At 34.4% G+C, this 22,165-nt stretch carries 20 protein-coding genes; 8 read left to right on the top strand and 12 right to left on the bottom strand.

The features are described from left to right. Positions 1-42 precede the first annotated feature (42 nt). Positions 43-453: a DUF1801 domain-containing protein gene (locus EZ428_RS10485; protein WP_131553091.1), complete on the top strand. Its 411-nt coding sequence runs from the start codon at positions 43-45 to the stop codon at positions 451-453. 143 nt (positions 454-596) lie between these two features. Here the strand turns inward: EZ428_RS10485 and EZ428_RS10490 are convergent, their stop codons facing one another. The 3 genes from EZ428_RS10490 to rpiA all read right to left on the bottom strand — a co-directional run bounded on the left by EZ428_RS10490 (position 597) and on the right by rpiA (position 3,442). Further along, complete coding sequence (locus EZ428_RS10490) at positions 597-1,484, bottom strand: flavin reductase family protein (RefSeq protein WP_131553092.1); 888 nt, start codon at positions 1,482-1,484, stop codon at positions 597-599. A gap of 165 nt (positions 1,485-1,649) precedes the next feature. Further along, positions 1,650-2,648 (bottom strand): fumarylacetoacetate hydrolase family protein, encoded by a 999-nt coding sequence (locus EZ428_RS10495; RefSeq protein WP_131553093.1) that lies wholly within the window; start codon positions 2,646-2,648, stop codon positions 1,650-1,652. A gap of 98 nt (positions 2,649-2,746) precedes the next feature. Beyond that, entirely contained in the window at positions 2,747-3,442 is a 696-nt protein-coding gene (gene rpiA, locus EZ428_RS10500; protein WP_131553094.1) for a ribose-5-phosphate isomerase RpiA, read from the bottom strand. A 251-nt stretch (positions 3,443-3,693) separates the two neighbouring features. Between rpiA and EZ428_RS10505 the strand changes: the two genes are divergently transcribed. The 3 genes from EZ428_RS10505 to EZ428_RS10515 all read left to right on the top strand — a co-directional run bounded on the left by EZ428_RS10505 (position 3,694) and on the right by EZ428_RS10515 (position 6,585). Beyond that, positions 3,694-4,860 carry a homogentisate 1,2-dioxygenase gene (locus EZ428_RS10505; RefSeq protein WP_131553095.1) on the top strand — a complete coding sequence of 389 codons (1,167 nt, stop codon included), beginning with the start codon at positions 3,694-3,696 and terminating at the stop codon, positions 4,858-4,860. A gap of 86 nt (positions 4,861-4,946) precedes the next feature. Further along, positions 4,947-6,077 (top strand): 4-hydroxyphenylpyruvate dioxygenase, encoded by a 1,131-nt coding sequence (gene hppD / locus EZ428_RS10510; RefSeq protein ID WP_131553096.1) that lies wholly within the window; start codon positions 4,947-4,949, stop codon positions 6,075-6,077. Between the two features lie 151 nt (positions 6,078-6,228). Next, positions 6,229-6,585, top strand: a complete 357-nt coding sequence (locus EZ428_RS10515; protein ID WP_205945662.1) for a DUF6970 domain-containing protein — start codon at positions 6,229-6,231, stop codon at positions 6,583-6,585. Between the two features lie 305 nt (positions 6,586-6,890). Here EZ428_RS10515 and EZ428_RS10520 read toward each other — a convergent pair whose 3' ends face one another. Next, entirely contained in the window at positions 6,891-9,887 is a 2,997-nt protein-coding gene (locus EZ428_RS10520) for a glycoside hydrolase domain-containing protein (protein WP_131553097.1), read from the bottom strand. Between the two features lie 158 nt (positions 9,888-10,045). Between EZ428_RS10520 and EZ428_RS10525 the strand changes: the two genes are divergently transcribed. Further along, a complete protein-coding gene (locus EZ428_RS10525) occupies positions 10,046-10,969 on the top strand; it encodes a YihY/virulence factor BrkB family protein (protein ID WP_131553098.1) in 924 nt (307 codons plus the stop codon). Here EZ428_RS10525 and EZ428_RS10530 read toward each other — a convergent pair. After that, positions 10,966-11,244 carry a hypothetical protein gene (locus EZ428_RS10530; RefSeq protein ID WP_131553099.1) on the bottom strand — a complete coding sequence of 93 codons (279 nt, stop codon included), beginning with the start codon at positions 11,242-11,244 and terminating at the stop codon, positions 10,966-10,968. The genes EZ428_RS10525 and EZ428_RS10530 overlap by 4 nt on opposite strands. Before the next feature lie 109 nt (positions 11,245-11,353). Beyond that, positions 11,354-11,941 carry a porin family protein gene (locus EZ428_RS10535; RefSeq protein WP_131553100.1) on the bottom strand — a complete coding sequence of 196 codons (588 nt, stop codon included), beginning with the start codon at positions 11,939-11,941 and terminating at the stop codon, positions 11,354-11,356. A 137-nt stretch (positions 11,942-12,078) separates the two neighbouring features. Here EZ428_RS10535 and EZ428_RS10540 point away from each other — a divergent pair, with 137 nt between their 5' ends. Then, the gene (locus EZ428_RS10540) at positions 12,079-13,854 is read left to right on the top strand and encodes a sensor histidine kinase (protein WP_131553101.1); all 1,776 of its coding nucleotides are present in this window, start codon (positions 12,079-12,081) and stop codon (positions 13,852-13,854) included. A gap of 39 nt (positions 13,855-13,893) precedes the next feature. On the opposite strand, the gene EZ428_RS10545 is transcribed toward EZ428_RS10540, so the two are convergent. After that, entirely contained in the window at positions 13,894-14,193 is a 300-nt protein-coding gene (locus tag EZ428_RS10545) for a hypothetical protein (RefSeq protein WP_131553102.1), read from the bottom strand. A 135-nt stretch (positions 14,194-14,328) separates the two neighbouring features. Between EZ428_RS10545 and EZ428_RS10550 the strand changes: the two genes are divergently transcribed. Further along, positions 14,329-15,477, top strand: a complete 1,149-nt coding sequence (locus EZ428_RS10550) for a tetratricopeptide repeat protein (RefSeq protein ID WP_131553103.1) — start codon at positions 14,329-14,331, stop codon at positions 15,475-15,477. Here the strand turns inward: EZ428_RS10550 and EZ428_RS10555 are convergent. From EZ428_RS10555 to EZ428_RS10575, 5 genes are all read right to left on the bottom strand, one after another. After that, positions 15,467-15,988: a DUF4268 domain-containing protein gene (locus EZ428_RS10555; RefSeq protein ID WP_225871035.1), complete on the bottom strand. Its 522-nt coding sequence runs from the start codon at positions 15,986-15,988 to the stop codon at positions 15,467-15,469. The two genes, EZ428_RS10550 and EZ428_RS10555, sit on opposite strands and share 11 nt — an antisense overlap. A gap of 234 nt (positions 15,989-16,222) precedes the next feature. Then, entirely contained in the window at positions 16,223-16,810 is a 588-nt protein-coding gene (locus EZ428_RS10560; protein ID WP_131553104.1) for a riboflavin synthase, read from the bottom strand. A gap of 96 nt (positions 16,811-16,906) precedes the next feature. Further along, the gene (gene accC, locus EZ428_RS10565) at positions 16,907-18,406 is read right to left on the bottom strand and encodes an acetyl-CoA carboxylase biotin carboxylase subunit (protein WP_131553105.1); all 1,500 of its coding nucleotides are present in this window, start codon (positions 18,404-18,406) and stop codon (positions 16,907-16,909) included. A gap of 1 nt (position 18,407) precedes the next feature. Beyond that, a complete protein-coding gene (locus tag EZ428_RS10570) occupies positions 18,408-19,430 on the bottom strand; it encodes a threonine aldolase family protein (RefSeq protein WP_131553106.1) in 1,023 nt (340 codons plus the stop codon). Between the two features lie 58 nt (positions 19,431-19,488). Continuing rightward, positions 19,489-20,625, bottom strand: a complete 1,137-nt coding sequence (locus EZ428_RS10575; RefSeq protein ID WP_131553107.1) for an alpha/beta hydrolase-fold protein — start codon at positions 20,623-20,625, stop codon at positions 19,489-19,491. Positions 20,626-20,748: 123 nt separating this feature from the next. Here EZ428_RS10575 and EZ428_RS10580 point away from each other — a divergent pair, with 123 nt between their 5' ends. Beyond that, on the top strand, positions 20,749-21,762 hold the full coding sequence (locus tag EZ428_RS10580; RefSeq protein ID WP_131553108.1) for a LacI family DNA-binding transcriptional regulator: 1,014 nt from the start codon (positions 20,749-20,751) through the stop codon (positions 21,760-21,762). Positions 21,763-22,165 lie beyond the last annotated feature (403 nt).

Below are 22,165 nucleotides of genomic sequence, written 5' to 3' on the forward strand. Positions count from 1 at the left end.
ACTGACAACTTTTAATTATCTTCATTTATCAATTCTAATCAAATGGCTGAACTAAAGACAAAGGTTACCACGCAATCGGTTGAAGAATATTTGCTGCAAATCCCTAATGAAACAACCCGTAAGGATTGTCAGACTCTCTGTAAATTAATGGAGGATATGACTCAAGCAAAAGCAAAAATGTGGGGCAATGCAATTGTTGGCGTTGGCGATTATACCTACTCCTATTCAACTGGCAGAACCGGAGATTGGTTCATGATGGGCTTTTCACCTCGCAAAGCAAACATCAGTTTATATATTATGGGTTGTAATGCCGACGAGAGGCTAGACATTTTACCTCGATTAGGAAAGCATACCACTGGAAAAGGTTGTATTTATGTGAAAAAATTGAGTGATATCAATATGGATGTTTTAAAGGAGATGTGTGAGATTTCTTATCGAAACTTGAAGAAGTAACATATAAAATGCACCGTCATTTCGACGTTAGGAGAAATCTCTAAGTTTTGCATATCGTATTAACAAATTGCTGTAATCAAGATAAGATATCTCGTCGCTACCTAAGAAGTCGGGATAGGTGCACTAACTCGATACGCTGGTTGTTACAACAACACTACCTTCAACGCATCAATAACATTCCCCATAGCTAATAACTGATGCGCCAATTCGTGTAATTCTCTTTCTCTATTATGCTCATCGCCGATGGTTGCATCTAAAATATCTTTTACAGCCGTATTCCAACGCATGACATCAATTACATCTTCAGTTGGCAATTGTTCGATGTTACCTAACATTCCTAAATCATTTCCAGTTAAAACCTTAGATTGTCTAACAGAAACTGGTAATGCACTCACTCCTATTCCTAATGTGGTTAATGGTTTGGCTACCTTAAATAAACTCTCAGCGGTAACCCTACAATACCAATCGCCACCTAACCTAGCAACTAAATCTATCTTAGCTTGGTCAATTTTACCATCCTCATCTAAAATATCCTCTTTGATATGGATTAATTTAATTTCTGCTAGAACTAAATTTCCAGCGCCGTGTTGGTCACCCAATGGGATAACTTCTTTAACCAAACATTCTAATTGAACAGGTGCTTCTGCAACTCTTGGCGGTTTTACCAAATGAGATTCTTGCATCGTGAAACCTGCCTTTTCAAATTCATTAACACCCTTTGCATATTCTGTACTAGCTAAACTAGTTTGCTGTACCATTGCATAATTAACAATGTTGATGACACATTCCTTTACTTGTAATACATTCTCTAATGTGTGTTTAGTGGTATTGTCTCTCACTCTTCTGGCAGGAGAAAAAATACACATCGGTGGATTTGTACTAAACAAGTTAAAAAAGCTGAACGGACTTAAATTCACATTCCCTTCCGTATCAATTGTAGATGCAAAACAAATTGGTCGTGGTGCAATGGCATACTGCAAATAGTTTTGCAATTGCATAGGTGAAAGAGTTTCACAGTTTATCGTTAGCATAAGAATTTGAAGGTTGAAATGCTGTAAAGTTGGAATGTTTTAAATGGAATAAAAAAACCAAAAAAGAATGTCATCCTGAGCTAGCTTGTACTGAGCGAAGTCGAAGTGAAGGAATTCTTTTTTGGTTTAGTCGTCATAGACAAGCTCAGACTGACAAATTTATATTTAGGATTTCTTTAAGGCAAGTAACGAAAAATCTGTATCTACTTTAGTAATAATGTTAGTTAAACTTCCCAAACCCGTGATTTCCATTTCTACATCATCGCCAGCTTGCAACCACTGTACCTTGTAATTAGGGTCGTTAAGTAAACCAGTTCCATTTAGCTCTAAAAAGCAACCTGTTCCAACTGTTCCAGAGCCAATAACATCCCCTGGTAAAATATCTACTCCATAAGCACAACGTTCAATAATTTCTGCAAATGTCCAGTCCATATCAGCCATATTACCAGCAGAAACTTCTACACCGTTAACCCTACAATTCATTTTTAAATCATAAGCATTACCTGTGTGATTTGGTTTTGCTGCAACTTTATATTGTTCCAATTCATCTGGTGTTACCAACCAAGGCCCAATTACAGTTGAGAAATCTTTTCCCTTTGCAGGACCTAAATTCAACAACATCTCTTCCATTTGTAAGGTACGAGCGCTCATGTCATTCATGATCATATAACCAGCGATGTAATCATCAGCTTCTGCTGCTTTAACATTACGACCTTTCTTACCAATTACAACGGCCACCTCTAATTCAAAGTCTAATTTTTGAAAATGGTCTGGCATACATTCTATTTCTCCAGGACCTTGAATGGCATTGTGATTTGTAAAATAGAAAATTGGATATTGGTCAAATTCTGCTATCATATCTGCTTTCCTATTTCTTCTTGCTGCTGCAACATGCTGACGAAAAGCATATCCATCTCTACAAGAAGTTGGATGTGGAACTGGCGCTAATATTTGATAAAAAACTTCTTCTTTTGGTTTAATTGCACCTGAGATGATATCTTCATTAATTTGCTTTGCTCTTTCCATTAAAGGTTCTCCACCTTCTAAAAAAGACTTCATGTCATCGGGTATTAATTTGTGGCATGAGTTTAAATTGTAAATGTGTCCATCTACAAAAACACCTAAATGTTCAATATCTTCAGTTTTATAGGATACTAGTTTCATATGATATCTGGTTAAAATACTGGTTAAATGTACTATTTTACATGAACTGTTAAGGCTTATTAATTATAAAATAAAGAAATCAGTTGATACTTATTTATTTAATCTTTTGAAAACGTAAATAACTGCCCATCTTTTGCCATAATTATTTTTGAGGTAAGGCTAACAAATAATCCATGTGCCAAAAGTCCATCAATTTGATTTAAGCTTTCAGAAAGTTTTTGAGGTTTATCAATTAAACCAAAATCTACATCTACAATATAATTATTGTTATCAGAAATAAAAATCTTACCTTCTTTATACCTTAAGTTTACAATACCATTCAGCTTTTCGAGTTCATTAACAACATATTGATAAGCTGTAGGAATAACCTCAATTGGAACTTTAAAGGCACCTAATTTTTCCACTTTTTTTGATGAATCAGTAACGATTATTCGATTCTTGCTTAAAGATGCTACTATTTTTTCTCTGAATAGCGCACCTCCTCCCCCCTTTATCAAATCTAATGTTTCTGAAAATTCATCCGCACCATCAATGCTGATATCAATATGTGAAGTTTTACCAAGTTCTTGCATAGGAATCCCTAATGAAACAGCTAACTCCTCAGTCTTTATAGAACTGGCAACACCTATTATTTTTAATCCGTTATTAACTAATTTTGCTAATTCTTCAATAGCAAACTTTGCTGTAGAACCTGTTCCTAAGCCAACAATATCATTATCTCTTACAAAAGAAACAGCAGTTTTTGCAGCTGCTTCTTTTTCTATTTCGCTTTGATTTTGCTTATTTACTGACATTAATTAAAAATAGCAAAGAAATTTGAAATTGCTATTTAAAACCATAATTTAGCCCCTAGAAAATGAGTAGCCATTCAACATATCAAAATCACAATGCTAATGAAGTTCTTTCAGCATTTAGGTATGCCATGTTATCTAAAATCATTTTTGCGCAATATTCTTTTTAGACTTTCCAATACTTCGTCTATCCTAAAACGTTTATAATTATTTAAACGTTATATATTTACATTCTAACCAAATTACCTAACGCTATGCCTATTTACCATACATTAGGAACAATTCCACCTAAAAGACATACGGTTTTTCGTAAACCTAATGGCGATTTATACGCAGAGGAATTAGTTTCTACAGAAGGCTTTTCTAGTTTATATTCATTGGTTTACCATTGTCATCCGCCAACAATTGTGAAATCTTTAGGCGAACCCTATAACGTAGAACCTAAAATCGCTCGTGAAAAACATCTACGTCATACCAGCTTGATAGGCTTCAACATCAAGCCAGAAGATGATTATTTAAAGAGTCGCAAACCCGTTTTGGTCAATAGCGACTTGCATATTTCTTTGGCGGCGCCGAGAAAATCGATGACTGATTATTTTTACAAAAACAGTCAAGCTGATGAGGTCATCTTTATCCATGAAGGCTCTGGAACATTGAAAACTGGCTTCGGGAAAATCAAATTTGAGTATGGCGATTATCTTGTTGTTCCTCGTGGTACAATTTATCAACTGGAGTTTAATGATGAGAATAATAGGCTTTTCATAGTTGAAAGCTTTAGTCCTATTCGTACGCCTAAAAGATACAGAAACCAGTTTGGTCAGCTAGAAGAACACTCTCCATATTGCGAAAGAGATATCAAGCGTCCACAAGATTTAGAAACGATTGATGAGGTTGGAGATTTCAAGGTATTGATTAAAAAACAAGGAATAATGTACCCTTATACTTACGGTACGCACCCTTTTGACTTTGTGGGTTGGGATGGTTTCCATTATCCTTGGGCATTTTCTATTCACGATTTTGAGCCAATAACTGGGCGTTTGCACCAACCTCCTCCAGTTCACCAAACTTTTGAAGGGCATAACTTCGTGATTTGTTCTTTCGTTCCTCGCAAGTACGATTACCATCCATTGTCTATCCCTGCTCCTTATAACCATAGCAATGTAGATAGTGATGAGGTCTTGTATTATGTAGACGGAGATTTCATGAGTCGTAAAAGTGTGGTAAAAGGTCAGATTACACTGCACCCAGGGGGGATACCACATGGACCACATCCCGGAACGGTAGAAAAATCAATAGGAAAAGAAAAAACAGAAGAACTAGCCGTTATGATAGACCCTTTTAGACCTTTAATGTTAACACAAGATGCGGTTGATATTGAAGATGAAAGTTACCATACCAGTTGGCAGATAAACGTAGAGTAAAGTCCGAAAGTTGAAAGACAGGAAGTCCGAAAAATATTAACGGACTTCCCGACTTCCCGAATTTCTGACCCTTAAAAAACAACAACATGAGCACACAAACATTCGCAGAAAAAATAGCAAAAGCACAAGATTTCCTTCCAATTAATGGAACGGATTACATAGAATTTTACGTGGGCAACGCCAAGCAGGCAGCCCATTATTATAAAACAGCATTCGGTTTTCAATGCTTAGCTTACGCCGGACCAGAAACAGGAGTTCGTGACAGGGCATCTTACGTTTTGCAACAAGGCAAAATAAGATTGATTTTAACAACTGCATTAAAATCTGACAGCCTAATTGCCGAACACGTTAAAACACATGGTGATGGTGTAAAAGTTTTAGCACTTTGGGTTGATGACGCCTACAGTGCTTTTGAAGAAACAACCAAACGTGGAGCAAAGCCATATTTGGAGCCACAAACCTTAACTGATGAAAACGGAGAGGTAAAAATGTCTGGGATTTACACCTATGGCGAAACCATTCACATGTTCATTGAGCGAAAAAACTACAAAGGCATATTTATGCCAGGTTATCGCGAATGGAAAAGTGAATACAACCCAAGCGATGCAGGTTTACTTTACATAGACCATTGCGTTGGTAACGTGGGGTGGAACAGGATGAATGAGACCGTGAAATGGTACGAAGATGTAATGGGCTTTGTAAACATCCTTTCATTTGACGACAAACAAATTAACACTGAGTATTCTGCGTTAATGAGCAAGGTAATGAGCAATGGAAATGGTTTCTCGAAATTCCCAATCAATGAACCTGCTGAAGGAAAGAAGAAATCACAGATTGAAGAATACCTAGAATTTTATGAAGGTGAAGGTGTTCAGCATATTGCAGTTGCTACCAAAGACATTGTAAAAACTGTAACTGAACTCAAATCTCGCGGTGTTGAATTTTTAAGTCCGCCTCCAGAAGCTTATTACGAAATGATGCCAACACGGGTTGGAGATATCGATGAAGAAATAGCTTTGTTAAAAAGCCTAGGCATTTTGGTCGACTGTGATGAGGAAGGTTATTTGTTACAAATTTTCACAAAGCCAGTTGAAGACCGTCCTACTCTTTTCTTTGAAATAATCCAACGTAAAGGCGCACAATCTTTTGGTGCAGGAAACTTCAAGGCCTTGTTTGAGTCTTTAGAACGTGAGCAAGAATTGAGAGGGAATTTGTAATCTAATAAACCGTCATTTCGACGTGAGGAGAAATCTTTGAGTTTGATCTAAAGATTTCTCCTCACTACGTTTCGTTCCAAATGACGGCTATCATACTCGGTCGTGTCTCACCAACCGAAAACAAAACTCTTCAATTTGATGTTAAATGATAATGATCGCATCAAAACTTAAATTGTTATTTATTGGATTTGTATTATTGCAAACTCAAACTTGCAAAAAAGAAGATTTTAAAGACCTTCCTGTTTGCATCCTTGAGAAGATTGAAAAAATAAAAGCAGAGAATGTAGCAAACCCACCAGCAAGTGTTTGGCAATATGAATATAACGGGCAGGTAGTTTATTTTATTCCGCAGAAATGCTGTGATATTCCAAGTTCGCTTTACGATAGCAATTGTAATCTAATTTGCAGCCCTGATGGTGGCTTTACGGGAAAAGGCGATGGCAAATGCAAAGACTTTTTTGAAAAGCGAACCAAGGAAAAGTTAATCTGGAAAGACGAACGAAAATAATTAAAAAGTTGTTCAGGAAACTGAGCAGCTTTTTTAGCAATGCCCCAAAGCGTAATAAATAACAACAAAAATAATGATGGTAGATAAACAGCCACCCCCTAGTTTTTTAGCACCGTAGCCTGCAATGATAGTTCTGAAGAAATTGTTCATAGGTTAAGTTTTGTAGAATAACCATAAAAGGTCAAAAAAGTTTTCTGAAAAACAATTTTGTAGCTTGGTAAAATCAATCCCTTGCCAAAGACATTCCTTTGGAACTTTTCTAATCAAATCAAATCTTCTGACTTACCTTCTTCAAGACTTTCAGACTATTTACTTTCTTTAATCACTATCAATAATCCTTTACCTTTTGGGATAGTTATTTGAGTTGGGATTCCAATACTTGCTCCTACCTGAAAATTTTGCACTTCTGGAACTGACAGTACCGCCTTTGCTGGACTAATGCCCAATTTATTCCAATCTATGTTTAGAGTGATTTGGACGTCATTATCTGCCCAACTAGCAAGAGAAATCAAAGCAGCACCTTGTTTTTTGTAAACCGTAGCCAATACTTCAGCATTGCTCGTTTTAACCGGACAATTCTCAGACCAGTAACCAATCATTTTTGTGCCTTTCATACCGAAATTATCCCAGACTTTCCAAAGTGGTCTTGGGTCGTTATTGCCCGACCAAGGTAAACGATTAGTCATTCCGTAAATCATTCCACGCCAAGGATTTCCTCCATCTTGTAACATTTCGCCCATTAAGCCAAAAGGAATTCCGCTTACTTCGGTTAGGTAAAAATCTGGCTTGTTCTTTTCGTAATCAAAATATTCGCCAAACCATAAACGGTTTAAATACGGGAAATGTTCCATGTATAAATTAGCGCTGTTGTTAAACCCATCGGCTTTATTGTATTGATTTGCAGAGTGCAAATCTATAATCCCAGGGTGTCCATTCTGCGTTAAAACACGTTTAATGCGTTTCATTGTAATTCTGTCAAATGCAACGTCATCTAAGTAAATACCATCAATACCAACATTTTTGGTTAGCCAATTCATTCCTTCCACATAATAGTTGTGCCATCTGCTCATTCCGCTATTTACAATGGCTGCGTCTTTAATTTCTGGCACAAACCAAGCGGCTATATAATCGTCTTTTACGTGTTCTTGCAGCCAAGAAAAGCCGCCACCTTTACCTGGCGAATAGATTTCGTGGCCTAAACTTCTCATCGGGAAAGTCTCATAAGCTCTATTTGAAAGTTCACGAACAGTATTGTAAATCTTAACTTTCAAACCTTTAGCATGTGCCTCATCAATGTATTTTTTCATTTTGGCATGCTCAATAAAAGGATAATTTATCCAAGGATTTATTGGGGTAGCGTGGTGAATATTTACAACACTTGCTCCAGTTGCCTTTATGCTATCAATGGTGTTATACTTATGATAAAATCTATTTTCCCATTGAAAATCAGTATTAATGGTATGAAATGGAGTAATTAGCAAATTGAAATTATAGTAAAGCACATCGCCTTTTTTCATTTGATGCTCACCAGTATAATTGTTGGCCAACATTGAACTTCCTTTAATGCCAACGCTTATTCCACCTTTATTTTCATTGCCCCAAGATTTAGGCAATAGTAATGGCTTTTGTAAATAAAAGTTGGTATTTAATGGTCTTACGTAATTTTCATCTCGTAATGAATATTGCAAGCCTGCATTCACGTTTCCTAACCACGTACCATCTTGATTTTTCGTGGCCACTTCCCATTTCCAATCAACCTGTTCTGGTCGCAAACCTCCTTTTTGACCTAAACCCATCATATAAGTGGCAGCAGTTTTATTGAAAGGAATATGCATTGTAACGTCTTTTAATGCCACATCTTTTAATGCTGTTACTTTTACGGTGTAAGCTAAAAAGCCATCGAACTCTAAACTTCCTACCACATCTATCTGCAGGCTATCGTTACTACTTTTGGCTTTCCATTGCACTGTTCCAGCCTCTTTTTTTGTGAACTCAACACCACTGTCGGTCATTTTTATGTTTTTCCCATCGCCTTTGCGCACAAAGTGAAAGTGAATATTTTCGTATAACAAGTTATTCGGCGTTGCTGTAATCTCTGTCATTTCTGGACTAAAGAAAGTTTGAATTTGTTTTGGAAAACCATTTCTATCCAATTCTACTTTCCTACCTAAAAAACTGATGTTGTTTCCAGAAATTTGCAAAGGAGTGTAAGGCGCAATAACTGTATTTTTTTGAGCTAAAGTTGAATTTAACCAGGTTAAACGAGTCTGTTTCCAAGGTTCATTTATTCCATTTTCTTTTGCTAATTGAGCATCAACAACGATATTTAATTGAATAGTTTGTGAAGGTGCATTTGCAGCGGAAACGATAACAGTCCCAGTGTATTTTCCAGCTTTGGCTGTTGCAGGAATAGTTACTAAATTCCAAAATGCCTGTACTTGATTTTGAGGAACATTAACTTCTTTGCTTAATACATTTCCATCATAGGCGATTCCATCTGTATTTAAGCAAGAGATTAATTTAGAAGAAATTCTATTGCCTGTCTTATCTTTCAAATCACTGAATTTAAGCTTCACATTTTGTAAATCTTTTAAGGCATAAATTCCTAATTGAAAAGAGAAATTTTCTCCTCTTAAAGCTTTATCAGTAAATGTTTTCTGACTTCCTTTTAATATCCAACGTTGCGGAATCTCGTCTCTCATTACGATTGGATAATTTCTACTTTCTGGAAAAACTAGATAAGCTGGCTCTGAATTTTTTGCTTTTAGTTTAGTTATTTCATCCGCAGTTGCGATAACTTCCATTGGATAAACGCTATTGAAAGCGTCAATAGATTGAATTTCTAAAACTTTAGTGTTTTGTACTGTAGAATTAGCTTCTTTAACGGAAATCCAACTTGACAGCTTCTCTTGTTTTGGATAAACTCCTTTTGGATAATTTGACCTACCTTCATTTTTGTACGGTTGATAATAAATGTAATAATTCCCTTGTCCACTTTCTGGTTCAAAACAAACTATTCCTTTTTCTTTATCAATGCTGAGTGGTAAAATATGTGTTATCTTTTTTCCAGTTTTAGCATCCTGAATAATAATTGCTTTTTGTTCTGGATTAGGATCGCTCCTCCGCCAAGCTATTATAACTTTAGCAATTTTACTGGTTCCAGTAAAACTCAGCAATGCTCTCTGATTACCTAGTGAGTCAGTATTCCAACTATTTTTGCCATTTGTATATTTAATTTCTTGTGCATTAGAATAAAGTGAAATTGCGCTCAAAAACAGTATGGCTGCTATTAGTTTTTTCATCAGAAAAAGAGTTTATAGGGTTAGAACTGGTAAATTTAATTTATTTCTTTATTGTTTAACTAGTAAGTGAAAATTTTAGGGGATAATTGGGCCAGATTATTTAACCAAAAGGTTTATTGGCTTATTTTTCTTAATTTTGGATAACACTAAATGCCAGGATGTACTCAATCACATTAAAAAGGTCTAAATTATTTTGCTCACATTTAAGAATAGCATTTAAGTTATTTAGAAAAAACGACCCCTTGCGTTTAGCAGGTGCTACTGCCTTTTTTGCAAACTTTGCTTTACCCCCAATTTTACTTATCCTGATTAGATTATTTGGTTTTTTTGTTGACAGAAGAACATTGGCAACAAGAATATTTGAGCGATTAAATAGTATTTTGGATGAAAGTGGTACAGCTCAAATTAGACAAACATTAAGAAATATTAGAGGAGTTGATTACAATTGGTGGGGAACAATATTAAGCTTTGTGTTTTTCATTTTTGTAGCAACGACCCTTTTCAATGTCATTAAAAATTCAATGGAGCAAATCTGGAAGATTGGTGTAAAAGAGAAATTGGGTATTTTATTTACACTTAAGATAAGAGGGCGCTCAATGACTATTATCTTATTAGCAGGAATTTTATTCTTTGTGGGCATAATAACCGATGGTATACAAGCAATTATTGGAGGCTATATTAATAGCGCTGCGCCAACATTTGGGAAAGTATTTCTTTCTATCTTAAATCAAGTTTTATTTATACTAATTGTTACAACTTGGTTTACGGTTTTATTTAGATTTTTAACCAATGGCAGACCAAGCTGGAAAACAGCAATACGAGGTGGCTTATTAACCGGAATTTTATTTACACTCGGGAAATTTATTTTACGAATTGCATTACCATTGAGCAATATAGGCAACATTTACGGTGCTTCGGGCTCAATTATATTGATTATGCTATTCGTATTTTACTCTTCTTTTATTTTCTACTATGGTGCTTGCTTCGTTAAGGTACTTAGCGATAACATTGCACACGGAATCCGTCCTATAAAAGGTGCTTTCCTGTACGAATTGAAAGAAATAGTAAAAGAAAAAGACTAATTAGTTGGTAAACCAACCCTCTCAAAACCTTGCATTTCAAAAACGGCTAGCTTATTTAACAGATTGCAATGTAACGTTCCAAAAAAATTGAAAATTCCACTTTCATTTTTTCCTTCAATACAGATTGTTTCTTTTAAGATTTCGCTTTGTGCTAAATTTTGGTCGGTAAGCAACAAATTTTCGTCCTGAATAATTACATCTTTAGCCTCAATTGCGAACTCTTTTAGTAGTGCTAGAAAGCTTTGTCCGTTAAGTAGTAGTTCTTTGATATTCATAGCGATAGGTTTATGGTTAGGTATGCAAACTATATCAATTTTAAAGCCAAAAAAATGGATAAACTAATTAAAGTTTATCCATCAATTTTTAAGACAAAGGGATGATATTCTAGAATAACTTATAAGCCAAGCCTAGTGTATATAAATTCAGTTTTGTAGATTGATAACCTGCTTCATTTATCTTAGATAAACCCAATTCGTAGCGCAAATCAATACCTAATTTACCAAGGTCTACTCCGGCACCAAATTGCCATGCAAAAGATTGATCTTTAAATTTACCACTAAAGGCAGCAGAAGCAGCTTGAGAAAAATTTTGATCTTCATTTAACAGAAAAGAAACTACTGGCCCTGTATTTAAACGTAGACCAACGCCAGCTGCACCTAATTTTGTTCCTACTAGAACAGGTACATCAATGCTAGTAAATTTAACTTCATTTTCTTGTCCAACGCTATTTACTAAAGTAGTATTCTTACCTGATAAATAAATTTCCGGTTGTAAATGAAGTCCTGCAGCACCTATACGAGCCCATACACCTGCATAATAGCCAGCTTGATTGTCACTACTGAAAGTATTAGTAGTATTAAATTTAGAAAGATTCATTCCACCTTTTAAGCCAAACTGAAAAGAAGGAAGCACTTGGCTAAATGCAAAAAAACTGCAGCAAATTAGCAATAGGGTAAAACTGATTTTTTTCATAATGAAATAACAATAATTTAAACGAAAATGTTTTAACGTAAAACTAATAATATTTTTAATTGAAAGCTAAAATGCGTAGTTTTATTAATTCCTATAGAAATTCAATGCAAATAATGGATATAATTCCTCAATATTGAATGGACTTTACATTTAACGCTTACGCAATATTTCTCATAGCCTGCGGTTGCACAACAATCCTTTTATCATATTATATATTTCGTAGAGGTGGAGACACCGTGAAGTGGTTTTCAATGATGATGTTGTCTAATGCCATTTGGTCTATTGCTTATGGTTTTGAGCTCGCAAGTGCTACACTCTATCAAATGAAATTTTTCATCAACATCGAATATGTTGGCATCGCTACTTTACCTTTAAATTGGTTCATATTTTCATTAAACTTTTGTGGCAAGGAATGTTGGTATAAAAAACCTATTAACCTAACCTCAATTTTAATTTTCCCAATCCTTACTATTTTAATGGTTTGGACAAATTCTTTCCATCATCTACATTATAAACATCTAACTATAACAGAAGAAGGTCCCTTTCCCATGTTGGCTATTGATACTGGGCCTTGGTATTTAATTTTCACTATTTATTTTTATCTCTTACTTGCGGCTGGTTGTTATCTCATCTTAATAAAATTCAAATCTTCTGACCCAATATATAGAAGGCAAAACTACAGCATTATTATAGCTGCATTTATTCCTTGGGTAGCCAATGTGTCTTATTTATTAGGGTTTAGGCCATTTGGGCATATTGATGTAACTCCGTTTGCATTTATAATGACTACCTTTTTAACATTGATTGGCATTTACCGTTTTAAGCTTTTTGACATTATCCCCATTGCTAGAGAAAAGGTATTAGAATTGATGCAAGATGGTTTTTTCATTTTAGACCAAAAAAATAGAATTATTGATTATAACAAGTCAACAAAACAATATATTAATTTAGGCGAGAAAGTTAATTTGATTGGCGCTTCAATTGAGGATGTATTACCTGACCAACCTGAACTTTTTGAAAGAATTAAAGCAAGAAACCCAGGCAAAGTTGAGCTAACGTTATTAAAAGATGGAAACAAGCTCAATTTAGAAGCTGAAACCTTGTTTTTAAATGACTCAAAAATCAATAGTGATTTTAGCATTATCAAACTACAAGATTTAACTAATGTTAAAAAAGAGGCTAACAGGGTAAGAGATCAAGCTAGAGAATTAGAAAAATTAAATCAACTTAAAGATAGGATATTCTCTATCATAGCACATGATTTAAGAGGGCCATTGGTAAACTTATCTGAAGTTTTAAAAATGATTGCTAATGACCAGATTACCATAGATGAATTTAAAGATATTTCACCTACACTTAGTAAAGATATTATCTACACAACAGATTTATTAGAAAACATTCTTCATTGGTCTAGGAGTCAGTTAAAGGGATTTGGCATTAAAAAGGAGTTTTTTGATTTGCGCAACTTAATTATCAATGAAATTAATTACCATTTACCCGCAGCGAGTCTTAAGGAGATAAAAATTATCCACGATGTTTTTCCTGGTGAAATGGTGTACGCAGATATACTGATGATTCAAATTGTGATACGGAACATTTTGAACAATGCGATTAAGTTCTGTAATAGAAATTCAGAAATACTTATTACTGCTGTTTATCAGAAGGAAGGAAAAATGCTCGTTTGTATTCAGGATAATGGAGTGGGCATAGCTAAAAAAATAATAGATAAATTATTTACAGACGAAAATATATCAACAAGGGGAACGCTAAATGAAAAAGGAACTGGACTAGGTTTAGTAGTATGTAAAGATTTTATCAATAGAAATGATGGTGATATTACCGTTACCAGTGTTGAGGGAGCTGGAGCAAAATTCTGTATTACGCTACCTACCTCCAAAAAAATAGGAGCCTAAATTTAATTAGACTCCTATCTTAATGGTTTAATCCTTGTTTTAATGTCCCGTTACCTCATCTATCGCTTGTTGTTCTTTTAATGCATCAACATTATTTTTGTTTCCAAAATTTTGTGTTTTCTCTGCAAAATAAGAAAGTATATCAACAATAGTATCCAAGTTATCTGCAACTCTTTGGTGCATATCAGGCAAGTCTTTATCTAGCTTTTTATCTCCAAGTTCAATATTATCGACTTCAATTTTACCAATTTTTTGAATGATGGCTTGCTGAGAGTGTTGTAAATCTTCTAACTCTCTCACTATCTTTTCCATTAATTCGAACTTCTTTAGCGTATCCATAATTGTATTATTATTAACGTTAATATTTAATATTATCCATTATAGAACGTATTTTTTAATAAAAAGTTTGAATTATCTCAATTGCTATTGCAATTACAATAAATAACTAATATTTTAGTTTAAAAATACACCATTATGAAAAAGTTCATTTGTGCCCTCACTTTTGCATTAATCTATCAATTCGGATTTGCACAGTCTACAGTTTTGGATAAAGAGAAATTGCTTGAATTCTATCAAACTCAAAGATATGCCGACGCTGCTCAATATCTGCAAAGCATTTACCCGGCTGATACTAAGGATGTAAAAGCATTAAGTCAAATGGCATATTGCAATATGATGGCGGGTAAATTACCAGATGCTGAAAAAAGCTATTTAACGATTAATGAAATTCAGCCAAATACGTTACCTGTTCTATTTAATTTAGCCAATATAAATTCCAGAAGAGGTAATGATTTAAAGGCAAAAAGCTATTTAGAAAATATTGTAAAACTAGACAGCACAAATTTTAATGCTGTTAAACAATTAGCTGGCTTAATAAAAGATAGTTTACAGTTAAAAATTGCTTATTTAAAAAAAGCTAATTCTCTAAATACAGCAGATGCTGATGTAGCAACTGACTTAGCGCAAGGGTATAGAGATTTACAACAATGGGCATTAGGTTACCAGGTTTTAAAAGTTGCCATTGCTGCGGATACTAGCAATCTATTTCTGCTACAAGCGCAGTTACCTTTTGCAAATGAATTAAAAAAATATAAGGAAGTAATTTATGTTGGCGAGAAATTGTTAAAAGATGGTGCTGATGCAAATGTAGTTAAGGATGTAGGTAAAGCTTATTACTACTTAAAAAATTATGAGAAGTGTATTAGTTATTATCAAATGCTTGAAAAGGTTGATAAACAAACCGAAATGACTCTTTACATGATGACTTTGAGTTATCGTGAATTAAAGAATTTAGACATGGCCACAACTTATGCAAAGAAAACCATTGAAGAAGGAATTTCTCCAAACACAAGTACTTACTATAATTTGCTTGCTGGATTACAAGAAAGCAATGGCAAGTTAACAACGGCAGCATCTTCCTATAAAAGAGGTTTAACTTTTAGTGAAAATAGCAGCATTTATTATAGACTTGGTTTATTGTACGATTTAAAATTAAAGCAGGTGAAAAATGCATTTACTTATTACAACCTTTACCTTGCCAGTAAGCCAGATGCTAAAGTAGAAAAGGATCAAATTGATTATGTAACAGGTAGATTAGCTGATTTAAAATCGCTTACGAAATAGATTCGAAGATTGGTTTAACATCCACCCAGAATTGATCTAAGGCAATTATTCTTGGTTTTAAGAAAGAGATTAATGCTTGCCAATCATTCTGATTGAAAATACTTATGCCATCTAAAGTGGCAGATATTCTGGCTAAAGGCACCCCAAAATCGTTTTCTGTTTCGGCTTCCCAAAGCCAATCTTCATTTAAAGTTTCATTAAACAACATTTTGAAAGCCTTAAATTGCTTAAAATACAACGCTCGAATTTCCTGATTATGATGGGTAATATCTATAGAAATTATTACCTGCCTTTGCTCGGCATTCATTTTAAAAAAGATATGTTTTACTCCTGTTTTGTAGTTTACCCAATTAATTTCTAAACCTTCAGCTGATGGGATGGGTTTCATGTATTTCCCAAATGTTATCCAGAATTGCTGGCGTAGCTTAGAAGCTTCCTCTTTACTGTACATTGTTTTTATAATTGTTTCAGCTTTAACAAAATTCTGGGCTATTTGAAAGATTTTTTTCAAAGCTAAGGTTCTTTAAAATGATACAGGTTTTTGTAACTGAACCTTTGTTAATTAAACCTGATAGCAGTGGAAGCCTTTTTGTCATCCTGAGCGCCTGCCTGCGGTAGGCAGGTAGTCGAAGGACAAAAAAGGTTGAAACGATTAGCAGGACTGATTTTTCAAAAGAACCACGACCTTTGTTTTTCTAAAGATTTTTGTTCCTTGCTCTTTGCTACTTATTCTTTAATCTTTAATCTATTTATTTCCCATCAACCTAGCCACATACTTCCCGATAATATCAAATTCTAAATTAACGGTATCTCCAACTTTAACCTCGTGTAAATTGGTATGTTCAAATGTATATGGAATTATAAAAACAGAGAACTCATCAGCCTGAGAATTAACAACGGTTAAACTGATACCGTTTACACATATAGAGCCTTTTTCTACCGTCACATTTCCTAAAGCTGCATCATATTTGAAACGATATTCCCAACTTCCATCTAGCTCATTTACTAAAATACATTTAGCAGTTTGGTCTACATGGCCTTGCACAATATGACCATCTAAACGAGCATTCATTTGCATACAACGCTCTAGATTTACCTTGCTACCTACTTTTAAATTGCCAAGACTAGTTTTATTTAACGTTTCTTCAATGGCGGTAACGGTATGAACATTATCGCTTAATGACACAACAGTTAAACAAACGCCGTTATGCGCCACACTTTGGTCTATTTTTAATTCGGCACAAATAGAAGAATTTACAGTAAAATGGATATTTGTTCCTTCTTTTACAATGTTTTTTACTTCGCCAAGCGTTTCTATTATTCCTGTAAACATTTTATGAGATTATTGTCACGTTGAGCTTCCCGAATTGGGGCAAGTTATCGAAAGGTCTATTAAACACCTTCGACAAACTCAAGATGACGGAATTATTTAAATATATTTCTTCCTGTTTTTTTTCCAATTGCTAACAGCATCTGTATTTTGAGATAGGCTAGCAATTTTTGTTTTCTCTTTTTGCAACAATAAAACTGCTGTTATTGCAGCTAACATTGCTTCTTCTTCATTGTCGTTTTTTAAACTATCGGTATTAAAATATTTACCTACAAAATGAGTATCAAATTTACCTGAAGTAAATGCTTCATGTTGCATTACAAATTTACCAAAGCTCAATGTGGTTTGTATGCCCGTAATGTCATATTCATCAATTGCCCTAATCATTCGTTCAATTGCCTCTTCCCTATTTGCACCAAAGGTGATAAGTTTTGCTATCATCGGGTCGTAATAAATTGGAATCTCCATTCCCTCTTCAAAGCCATCATCAACCCTAACACCATTACCTTTTGGAGTGCGATAGGTTTGTAAAGTGCCAATATCTGGCAAGAAATTATTTAATGGGTCTTCTGCATAAACCCTCAATTCCATAGCGTGACCGCTGATTTTTAAATCTTCTTGTTTAAAACTTAAAACTTCGCCCCTAGCTATTTTAATTTGTTCTTTTACTAAATCTAAGCCTGTTATCATTTCTGTAACTGGATGTTCAACCTGTAAACGAGTATTCATCTCTAAGAAGAAAAAATGTAGGTTTTCATCTAAAATAAATTCAACCGTTCCAGCACCAACATAATTTACAGACCGAGCAACATCAACTGCACAATTACCCATTGCTAGTCTAGTTTCTTCAGTTAATACAGATGATGGTGCTTCTTCTACCACTTTCTGGTGTCGACGTTGTATGGAACATTCTCGTTCGAACAAATGCACAATGTTTCCGTAAGTATCGCCCAAAACTTGTATTTCTATGTGCCTTGGTGAAGTCACATATCTTTCGATAAAAACAGAACCATCTCCAAAAGCAGAGGTTGCTTCGCTAACTGCCAAATGCATTTGCTCTTCAAAATCGGCAGCTTTATCTACAATTCGCATACCCTTACCACCACCACCTGCCGCGGCCTTTATTAAAATTGGAAAACCGACTTCTACTGCTCTTTCCCTTGCTTCGTTTATATCTGTAATTGCCTCTTCAGTTCCAGGAACCATTGGGATATTATACTTTAGAGCCGCAGCTTTAGCTGATAATTTATTTCCCATAATTTCCATAGCTTCTGGCGTTGGCCCAATTAAAATTAATCCAGCTGCTGCAACTTCTCTAGCAAAACCCGCATTTTCAGATAAAAATCCATAACCGGGGTGAATTGCTTCTGCACCTGTTAACTTACAAGCTTCAATAATTTTTGGACCAACTAAATAAGACTGATTTGATGGTGCTGGACCAATACAAATTGCCTCATCGGCATAACGTACATGTAATGAGCTTCTATCAGCTTCCGAAAAAACAGCTACTGTTTTAATGCCCATTTCTTTTGCAGAGCGCATGATACGCAAGGCGATTTCTCCCCTATTGGCAATTAATATTTTTGAGATTTTGGGCATATTATAGTTTCAAATTTTTGATGACTTGAATAGTTTGGTCAATCATTTCTTCGTTAACATCTAAATGGGTTACAAATCTGATAGTTTTATTAGAAGTTGAATTACATAAAACTCCTTTTTCTTCAAATGCGTTAACAACTTGGTCCACATCTAAATCAGGTTTAACATCAAAAAGAACAATATTAGTTTCTACTGGCATTACATAACTTACAAAATCTGCTTTCTCTAATTCATTTGCTAGTGCTTTTGCGTTTTTATGGTCATCTGCCAAACGATCAACGTGATTATCTAAAGCATAAATTCCTGCAGAGGCTAAAAACCCTGCCTGTCTCATTCCGCCTCCTAAAACTTTTCTAATCTTAGTTGCTTTTTTTATTGTTGCTTTATTACTTAAAAACACAGAACCAACTGGTGCGCCTAATCCTTTAGAAAGGCAAACCGAAATTCCATCAAACTGTTTTCCATAATCAAAAGCTTTATCGCCGGTGGCAACTAATGCATTAAATATTCTTGCACCATCTAAGTGAAGTTTTATTCCCTTTGCCGCACACAATTTAGCAATGGGTTCTATTTGAGAAAGCTGATAGCATTTCCCACCTCCCTTATTAACTGTATTTTCTAATACAACCAAACTAGAATTTGGATAGTGGATATTGTCCGCATTAATTTCTGGTTCAATAATTTCTGGAGTTAAAATTCCTCTCTCGCCATTTAACAAACGAACCGATGCCATAGAATTATAAGCAATTCCACCACCTTCATACCGGTAAACGTGAGCAGTTTGGTCGCAAATAACCTCATCCATGGGTTGCGTAAAACATTTAATTGCAATTTGATTGCTCATTGTTCCAGATGGACAAAACAAAGCTGCTTCCATATTAAACATTTTGGCAAGCATTTCTTCCAATGCATTTACCGTTGGGTCTTCCCCAAAAACATCATCGCCAACTTTTGCACTCATCATTGCATCTAGCATACCTGGTGTTGGCTTCGTAACTGTATCGCTTCTAAAATCTATTTTCATTTTATATTGTAAGGTTGTCAAGTTGAGTTATATCTTGCTACTAGATACTAACTACTTTCTACTTTGAGATAAATTTATAAAAATCTGTGAACTCTCTATTCCAAAACCATTCTTTATGTTCGCCATCTGCTTTTTCTATCAATATAATGTTTTTATTGTTTCCAGTAGGATTTAAGATTTGATAAACTGCATTGATATCCCTTATCATCGCTTTGCCTTCTAAAGTGCCTGCTACGAAATAAATCTTATTGTTGTTTAAATTTGGCAAAGCATTTTTCAAATCTTCTTCAATCGGCTTTGCCAACCAAAATGCTGGAGAAAATATACCAGCTTTACCAAAAACCTTTGGATAGGTAGCTAAAGCATACATAGAAATCAACCCGCCCATTGAGCTACCAACGATTGATGTATTATTTGCATCTTTTATTGTGTGGTAGTTTTTATCTATAAATGGCTTTAAATTATTGACTAAAAAATCAACATATAATTTCCCTTTACCTTTCCCATATTGACTATCATAAGGATTGTATTCCTTTAGTCTTTCTGAACCTCCATGGTCTATTCCCACTACAATAAATTCCTTGCCTCCTTCTGCACTTATTTTATCCAATATTTCATCAATACCCCATTCTCCATATCCACCAGTAAATTCATCAAACAAATTCTGACCATCATGCATATATATTACTGGATATTTTTTCTTCGATTGAGCATAAGATGGAGGTAAATAAATCCAAACCCTTCTAGTTGTACCTAGTTGTGACACTGGAAAAACACTGTCTAACAGTTTTACATTAACAGATGCAGTGTGATTAGGAAGTTGTTTTTTAAATTCATCAGCCCAGTTTAATACCATTACTTTTACTACAGTGTCATTTTGGAGTTTAACCGACCTATTCCCTACTGTATTCCCTTTTGCCCCAGACTCTACCTTGGTCCAATTGCCTCTAGTAATTTTATATTCATATCGTCCAGCCGGAAATTGTTTTTCAATAACATAATTTCCGTCAGCACCTTTTAAAAATTTAAAGTCTGCATCATTAGGTTTCCAATTATTAAAACTACCAGCTAAAAAATACTCGGGAATAGAATCTTTACTTTTTGGAATATTTTGTAATTCAAATTTCATTTTAACCTGAGCAACTGAGGCCACAAATGCAAGCAGTAATACGATAAATAGGCTGAAACGTTTCATTGATTTTAAGAATTATAGATTTTGAAGATAATTTTCAAATCATTTAACAAATAAATAGAAATATTTACTTTTTTTATCATTTATATTTACAGGCGAAATCAAAAGCCAACTTGCGTCTCTAGAATGGATAATGTCAACATCAAAAAATTAGCTCAAGCCTTAAACCTATCTACATCTACAGTTTCTAGAGCATTTAGAGATAATAGCGATATTAGTAAAGAAACAAAGGAAAGAATATTGGCAATGGCTAAGGAAATGAATTACCAGCCAAATCATTATGCCAGTAATTTAAGAGAGCAAAAAAGCAAAACCATTGCCATCATTGTGCCCGAACTTGGCAACAACTATTTTTCATTAGCTATTCAAGGTATTGAAAAAGTGGCCAGTGCTAAAGGTTACCATATTTTGGTTTACTCTACCAACGACCAATTTGAAAAGGAAGTTTCATTTATCAAACACTTACACAATGGCAGGGCCGATGGAATTATCATGTCGGTATCTGGTGAGGCTAATGACCATAACTATTTAAATGAGCTTTCTAAAAAGAGGTTACCCTTAGTTTTTTTTGATCGGGTTTATGAAGATATTATTACACCTCGAGTAATTACAAATGATTATGATAGTAGTTTTTCTGCTACTAAACATTTGATACAACAAGGCTGTAAGCGAATTGCCTATTTAGCGGTTAATAAAACGCTCTCTATTGGTAAAACACGTATGCAAGGTTATATAGATGCCTTAAAAAAGTTTAAAATCCCATTTAATGACGAGCTAATTATCGATTGTACTAACAATTACAAAGAAAATATAGAATTATTAAAACAAGCATTTACCAATTTAAAGCCAGATGGCGTTTTTACTTCTGTTGAACGCTTAGCCTTTGCAACTTACTATGCCTGTTATGATATTAAACTCTCTATTCCTGATGATTTAAAGGTGATTGGCTTTTCAAGTTTGGCCATTGCTCCATTATTAAATCCAGCATTAAGCACCATTACCCAACCTGCGGCTGAACTAGGAAAAACAGCAGCAGAATTGCTCTTTAAAATGCTTGAAAACCCAAGTGATGTTGACTTAAAAAGTGAGGTTATCTTGAACTCCAAATTATATCCAAGAGAGTCAACTTCAAAGGTCTAAAATCATCAATTTTTAAGTGCATTTTTTTGAGCTAAAAACGGGCTCATTTTTTTCAAAAATTTCCAACATTTCTTCAAAATACGCAGAATTTCGACTCAAGGGTTTAAACAATTTTACAATTTACCTCCTTTTTTTCGGGAACGTTCCCGAAAACGTTCCCGAAAAACACGCTCAAAACAGCTTAGTGTAAAAAATACACCTTTTTATTTAAAATTGATTTATAACTATGTAATTATCAATAAATTAATTTCTAATTTATTGAAATATCGATTTTAAAAACCCATTTAAAATTTCGAATTTTAAGTGTTTTTCGCGTCTAAAATATGGTGTTTAAAAAAAATATGATATAAAATTTTGATTTTTAATATGCTATCATAAATTTACAATAGTGTATAATACACTT

This window comes from Pedobacter frigiditerrae (genome assembly GCF_004331645.1).
GTDB classification, from domain to species: domain Bacteria; phylum Bacteroidota; class Bacteroidia; order Sphingobacteriales; family Sphingobacteriaceae; genus Pedobacter; species Pedobacter frigiditerrae.

Bases quoted from the DNA above. Each gene is read 5' to 3' on its own strand.
- EZ428_RS10485 (WP_131553091.1), top strand. From the start codon at position 43: ATGGCTGAACTAAAGACAAAGGTTACCACGCAATCGGTTGAAGAATAT.
- EZ428_RS10490 (WP_131553092.1), bottom strand. From the start codon at position 1,484: ATGCTAACGATAAACTGTGAAACTCTTTCACCTATGCAATTGCAAAAC.
- EZ428_RS10495 (WP_131553093.1), bottom strand. From the start codon at position 2,648: ATGAAACTAGTATCCTATAAAACTGAAGATATTGAACATTTAGGTGTT.
- rpiA (WP_131553094.1), bottom strand. From the start codon at position 3,442: ATGTCAGTAAATAAGCAAAATCAAAGCGAAATAGAAAAAGAAGCAGCT.
- EZ428_RS10505 (WP_131553095.1), top strand. From the start codon at position 3,694: ATGCCTATTTACCATACATTAGGAACAATTCCACCTAAAAGACATACG.
- hppD (WP_131553096.1), top strand. From the start codon at position 4,947: ATGAGCACACAAACATTCGCAGAAAAAATAGCAAAAGCACAAGATTTC.
- EZ428_RS10515 (WP_205945662.1), top strand. From the start codon at position 6,229: ATGATCGCATCAAAACTTAAATTGTTATTTATTGGATTTGTATTATTG.
- EZ428_RS10520 (WP_131553097.1), bottom strand. From the start codon at position 9,887: ATGAAAAAACTAATAGCAGCCATACTGTTTTTGAGCGCAATTTCACTT.
- EZ428_RS10525 (WP_131553098.1), top strand. From the start codon at position 10,046: ATGTACTCAATCACATTAAAAAGGTCTAAATTATTTTGCTCACATTTA.
- EZ428_RS10530 (WP_131553099.1), bottom strand. From the start codon at position 11,244: ATGAATATCAAAGAACTACTACTTAACGGACAAAGCTTTCTAGCACTA.
- EZ428_RS10535 (WP_131553100.1), bottom strand. From the start codon at position 11,941: ATGAAAAAAATCAGTTTTACCCTATTGCTAATTTGCTGCAGTTTTTTT.
- EZ428_RS10540 (WP_131553101.1), top strand. From the start codon at position 12,079: ATGGACTTTACATTTAACGCTTACGCAATATTTCTCATAGCCTGCGGT.
- EZ428_RS10545 (WP_131553102.1), bottom strand. From the start codon at position 14,193: ATGGATACGCTAAAGAAGTTCGAATTAATGGAAAAGATAGTGAGAGAG.
- EZ428_RS10550 (WP_131553103.1), top strand. From the start codon at position 14,329: ATGAAAAAGTTCATTTGTGCCCTCACTTTTGCATTAATCTATCAATTC.
- EZ428_RS10560 (WP_131553104.1), bottom strand. From the start codon at position 16,810: ATGTTTACAGGAATAATAGAAACGCTTGGCGAAGTAAAAAACATTGTA.
- accC (WP_131553105.1), bottom strand. From the start codon at position 18,406: ATGCCCAAAATCTCAAAAATATTAATTGCCAATAGGGGAGAAATCGCC.
- EZ428_RS10570 (WP_131553106.1), bottom strand. From the start codon at position 19,430: ATGAAAATAGATTTTAGAAGCGATACAGTTACGAAGCCAACACCAGGT.
- EZ428_RS10575 (WP_131553107.1), bottom strand. From the start codon at position 20,625: ATGAAACGTTTCAGCCTATTTATCGTATTACTGCTTGCATTTGTGGCC.
- EZ428_RS10580 (WP_131553108.1), top strand. From the start codon at position 20,749: ATGGATAATGTCAACATCAAAAAATTAGCTCAAGCCTTAAACCTATCT.